A 303-nucleotide genomic window follows, 5' to 3' on the forward strand; every position below is an offset into this window, starting at 1 on the left:
ATCGGCGGGATGACCTGCGCCTCCTGCGCCGCGCGCATCGAGAAGAAGCTCAACCGCATGGAGGGCGTCGAGGCCACCGTCAACTACGCCACCGAGAAGGCCAAGGTCTCCTACGCCGGACCGGTCGCGGTCGGCGACCTGATCGCCACCGTCGAGGCCACCGGCTACACCGCCCGCGAACCCGAACCGCCCCGCGCGGAGAGCGGACCGGCGGCCGGCGACGACGGCGACGCCCGCGCCGAGGAGGAGCTGCGGCCGCTGCGCCGGCGGCTCGTCACCGCCGTGGTGCTGGCCGTCCCGGTG

The 303-nt window shown here is 74.9% G+C and carries 1 protein-coding gene; it reads left to right on the forward strand.

Translation table 11 applies throughout. The annotated features are described in order from the left end of the window. A partial coding sequence (locus IG04_RS43580) for a cation transporter (RefSeq protein ID WP_036017139.1) occupies positions 1–303 on the forward strand: 303 nt, incomplete at both ends.

It is taken from the genome of Lentzea albidocapillata (assembly GCF_000719115.1).
GTDB lineage: Bacteria > Actinomycetota > Actinomycetes > Mycobacteriales > Pseudonocardiaceae > Lentzea > Lentzea albidocapillata.